The sequence below is a fragment of the Collinsella sp. AM23-17 genome (assembly GCF_003470945.1).
GTDB classification, from domain to species: Bacteria; Actinomycetota; Coriobacteriia; order Coriobacteriales; family Coriobacteriaceae; genus Collinsella; species Collinsella aerofaciens_O.
In genome coordinates this window covers 268-4,555 of sequence record NZ_QRHU01000041.1, presented here as the reverse complement: position 1 = coordinate 4,555, position 4,288 = coordinate 268, and the positions used below count along the sequence as shown (strand labels likewise).

General features: G+C 57.1%; 3 protein-coding genes and 4 tRNA genes. All 7 read left to right on the top strand.

The genetic code is table 11. From position 1 onward, the window contains the following. Positions 1-195: hypothetical protein (locus DW645_RS10150; protein WP_233540763.1), on the top strand; the 195-nt coding region annotated here is incomplete at its 5' end. A gap of 65 nt (positions 196-260) precedes the next feature. After that, positions 261-350 (top strand) — tRNA-Leu (locus tag DW645_RS09720). A 59-nt stretch (positions 351-409) separates the two neighbouring features. Beyond that, the gene (locus tag DW645_RS09715; RefSeq protein ID WP_118227343.1) at positions 410-2,755 is read left to right on the top strand and encodes a GAF domain-containing SpoIIE family protein phosphatase; all 2,346 of its coding nucleotides are present in this window, start codon (positions 410-412) and stop codon (positions 2,753-2,755) included. A gap of 78 nt (positions 2,756-2,833) precedes the next feature. After that, a complete protein-coding gene (locus DW645_RS09710; RefSeq protein WP_117648303.1) occupies positions 2,834-3,580 on the top strand; it encodes an anti-sigma factor antagonist in 747 nt (248 codons plus the stop codon). A gap of 105 nt (positions 3,581-3,685) precedes the next feature. Next, positions 3,686-3,761 (top strand) — tRNA-Gly (locus tag DW645_RS09705). A gap of 34 nt (positions 3,762-3,795) precedes the next feature. After that, positions 3,796-3,869: transfer RNA gene (locus tag DW645_RS09700), tRNA-Cys, on the top strand. A 42-nt stretch (positions 3,870-3,911) separates the two neighbouring features. Then, positions 3,912-3,987: transfer RNA gene (locus DW645_RS09695), tRNA-Gly, on the top strand. The last annotated feature ends 301 nt before the right edge of the window (positions 3,988-4,288 follow it).

Genomic DNA, 4,288 nt, shown 5'->3' with positions numbered 1-4,288 from the left:
TCGGTGTTGCCTCCCGGCGCATTCCGCAGGGGGAGCGATATTTTGCAGCATGAAGTGCGTAGCAAAATATCGCCCATGCCCGAGGACGCGCCGGGAGGCAACACCGATTCGGGGCCGGGCATACGGATCTACCTGCGCATTTACAAATTCGTAAACTTTTTTGAAAAAAGTGCTTGCACAGTTCTCGAATCATAGGTTATTATCTTCCTCGTTGAACGCGCGGGTCGAACAAAACGAACTGCGAATCAACAACATAGCATGTCGGAGTGGCGGAATTGGCAGACGCGCTAGCTTGAGGTGCTAGTGACCGCTTTTTGGTCATGCGGGTTCAAGTCCCGCCTCCGACACCATCGCATTTGAGAAGCCTCTTCGGAGGCTTTTTTGTTACCGATAGACGGTGGGGTCCACGATGGAAACGCTTGAACGCAACGAGTGGGCAGACGTTGCCCAACTAGTCGAGATCACGAGCGATGCTGTCATCATCTGCGAGCTCGACGGAACCATTCTGCATGTGAATAATCGCTTACTTGGTTTGATGTGCGAGGAACGCGCCGACGTCATCGGTGGAGATGTTAAAGACGTCCTGTACTCGTCCGCTTTTGAACGTGCGACGGAACATCGTCTGCCATTTGATACTGATGGCTCCGAGAACGAACTGATGCTCAAGCTAAGTGACGGCTCTTTTATTCCCGTCTTGGTTCGTGCGGGCTCCGTAACGCCTCCACGCATCTTTGGGCGCCGCGCACCACGTGTCCTGGTGGCGCTTCACAGTATCGAGGAACAGTATTCTCACGACCGTCAGCTCAAGCGTGCGTTATCGGAGCTTAGAGTGGCGAACAAGCGTCTCTCTGGGACGCTCTCGGTCATTATGAGCACTGTGGGCTCCGATGAGTTACCCAGCCTGCTTGATACCGTTTTGAACCAGCTTGTAGGAACGCTCGATGCTTCGGGTGCCGCTATCTATTTTTCTGAGAGCGGCGGCTTTAAGCTTCGCGGTGTTTCCAGGGAGCTGTACGACAGCTACCTGCCCGAGTTTTTGCCGTATGGCGCTGGCATTCCGACGTATGTTCTTCGCGAGTCGCGCGCCTGTCGCTTGTCGATCCAACAGGACCTTGAGGGCGATAAGGCCGCCTCCGGTATGTTCATGGACCTGGATAATCGTTCAAAGCACCTGTTGCGCATGCAGGATATGCCTCCGTACCGCAGTGAAATCTGTCTTCCCGTTTTTTACGGTACGCAGATCCTCGGCGTGCTGGAAGTTGGTTGGAAACGCCCCCAGGCACCGCTCGCCTATGACGTTAATGTGCTCGAGGTCATTTGCGATTACCTGTCTATCCAGCTGGTCGGCATGGCATCGAGCCTTCGCTCCCGTCGCACGGCCGAGCTTGGTCGTTCCCTCAATGTGCTGCGTGATGAGTTGTTTACCTTTCTAGACGATTCCGCCGCGGCTACCCAGGCGGTGTCGTCCGAGATCTGCAATATGCTCAACTGCCATTTTTGCCCTGTTGAGTATGACGCCAGTCTGGATTCCTACGTCATAGATTTTGAAGGCGGCAGTCGCGTTGCTTTGCCGGACGATCCCGAGAAGCTTTTCTTTTCCACGACGGCGCCAGCGGCACGTCTGGGGGCTGCCCCTGATGGCTTTGAGGCATCTGTTTTGGGCGGCACGAGTGCCGAGGACCTTAAACACGTCCGTATAACTCGCGTTGACGAATCGATGCCTATGGGAGGCTGGCTTAGAGCGCATGGCCTGCCTTGCCAGGGTCTCTACGTCGACGCCGGCATCGAGGCGGGGCGCCCACGCCCTGAGGGCGATGGCAAGCACAGTAACGACGCAATCGTTCCTGCTTCTGTTGCGAAGGGGCCGACGACGCGTGCGCTGCTGCTTCGTGATGGTAGCCAAGAGCCGATTGATGACCTTGAATATGACTACTTGGTGCACTTGGCTCATGACTTTGAACTGATCTATGAAGGCGAATCTCAAAAGCGTGAGGAGCGCCATATCGCTCAGACCCTCCAGATTGGCATGAGAAATTCACTGGGGGATGTTCCGGGAATCGCCGCCGATTCGGTGTACCTGTCGGCCACGAACTCGGCGTTGGTCGGCGGCGATTTCTATACGCTCATCCGTCTTCCCGACGATTGCGCCGTCATGATTCTGGGCGATGTGTCTGGCAAAGGCATTGAGGCTGCATCGATGTCCGCACTCGTCAAGACGGCCCTGACGGCATATGCCTGGGAGGGCGCTGGACCGGCCCGCATGGCACGCTCTCTTAACAGCATGCTTATGGGCTTTTCGAGGGTCGAGACGTTCGTGACGGCCTTTATCGCCAAGATTGACCTTAAAGCCGGACGCGCAACGTATTGTTCGGCGGGCCATCCTCCGACCATGGTCATCAGGCCAGAGTCGATGCCGCTGGGTGGCGGCGAGGCTCGTGGGGGAGAGGTCGAGCTGCTTGGATGCCAATCGGGGGTAATCGGTGCCTTTGAGAGCATGGTGTACGAGACAGGCGTGTTTACGTTCGCTCCTGGTGACATGCTATTTATGTACACCGACGGAACAATCGAAGCGCGTGACCGCTCGGGTGCTTTTTTTGGCGAGCAGCGCCTTCGCGACCTTCTGCTCTCTGTCTCGGGTGAGGGCGTGTCGGGCATTTGCGGCAAGGTCTTGGGCGAGCTTGACCGATTTACCGAATCGGCGCTGGACGATGACATTGCATTGGTGTCCCTTGAGTTTTTACGGGGTCGTTCATAGACGACGCTGGGCGGGCTGAATCCGTACGGTTGGGGAAACGAATGCATCGAGTGGGCTTTTTTGGGGAACCATGGTCGTATGAATGAGTGGAATGACATAGCGGTTTTGACGCCACCAGGCGATATCGACATCGCCACGGTGCCTGCGCTGCGTCGGCGGTTGGATGCTTTGATTGGCCGCGGCGTGCGTCGTGTCGTCATCAACTGTCAGGCTGTTAGCTTTATCGATTCGACGGGCTTGGCATTCCTGCTTACGCGCGCTCGTGAGCTCATGAGGCGAGAAGGCCTGCTCTCGCTCGTCAATGCATCGGGTGAAGTTGTTCGCTTTTTGGAGATTGCTCGTCTTGTCGATATTCTTCATGTCGCGGGGCCGACACGGGAGCCTATTCCCGCCATTCCGGTGGGGGAGCTGCCTCGCTGGAGTAAGAGCGTCGAGGTCCGTCAGGGTATCGAGAATCTTCCATACTACCGACATCGCATCGCCGAACTCCTTGAATCGCTTCCGTTGCGCCGTGACGAGCGCTACGATGTCGCATTGGCGTCGGGGGAGGCGCTGGGTAATGCCTATGACCATGCGGGCGGTATCGGGTGCGTCCTGACGGTTCAGGCCTATGGCGATCGCGTTGTGGTTGAGGTGCTTGATCGAGGTGCCGGCTATTCTATCGATGAAACGAGCGAACCGGTCGCATCAGAGGAGCGCGGCCGTGGTATCAAGCTTATGCGTATGCTCGTCGATAACGTGGAGGTTGCTCGTCGTACGGACGGCGCCGGCACGCGCGTGCAGATGGTGAAGCTGTTTAGCGGAGCGCTGGAGTCGTGTGCCTAGCCAATCGCTTTAGCGCGTTTAGCTACTAAGAACATGCGGCAGACAAGTTTTTTGAAAAAAGTACTTGCGTCTTTTGGACAACTCGCGTAAATTAATAACCCGCAAGCGGACATGGCTCAGTTGGTAGAGCACAACCTTGCCAAGGTTGGGGTCGCGGGTTCGAGCCCCGTTGTCCGCTCCATTGCATTTCCGGACCGTTTAGGCGGTCCTTTTTCGGCGAAGTGGCCAAGTGGTAAGGCAGAGGCCTGCAAAGCCTTTACCCCCGGTTCGAATCCGGGCTTCGCCTCCAAGCAACATCCGGGCGCTCCGGCGCCCGTTTTGTTTTACATATGCGGACATGGCTCAGTTGGTAGAGCACAACCTTGCCAAGGTTGGGGTCGCGGGTTCGAGCCCCGTTGTCCGCTCCAAACGCAGCAGCCCGACTACTACGGTAGCCGGGCTTTTTCGTACCCATCGCTTGGGCTCGAACCCGAGAGGGAGCGAGCGTTAAGCAAACGCGGAGCGTTTGTAGCGAGCTGGCGAGGACGCCGGCAGGCGGCCGAAGCCGGTGCGGATCCGCGAAGCGAATACGCAGACGCCCCGTTGTCCGCTCCAACTATCTTACGCGGTTCTAACGAACCGCGTTTTTTGTTGACGCTGCGCGAGCCCCGGGCACCCCATCTTGCCCCTCAATCGTCGGTCGCGTACATAAAGTACGCTTCCCTCCTC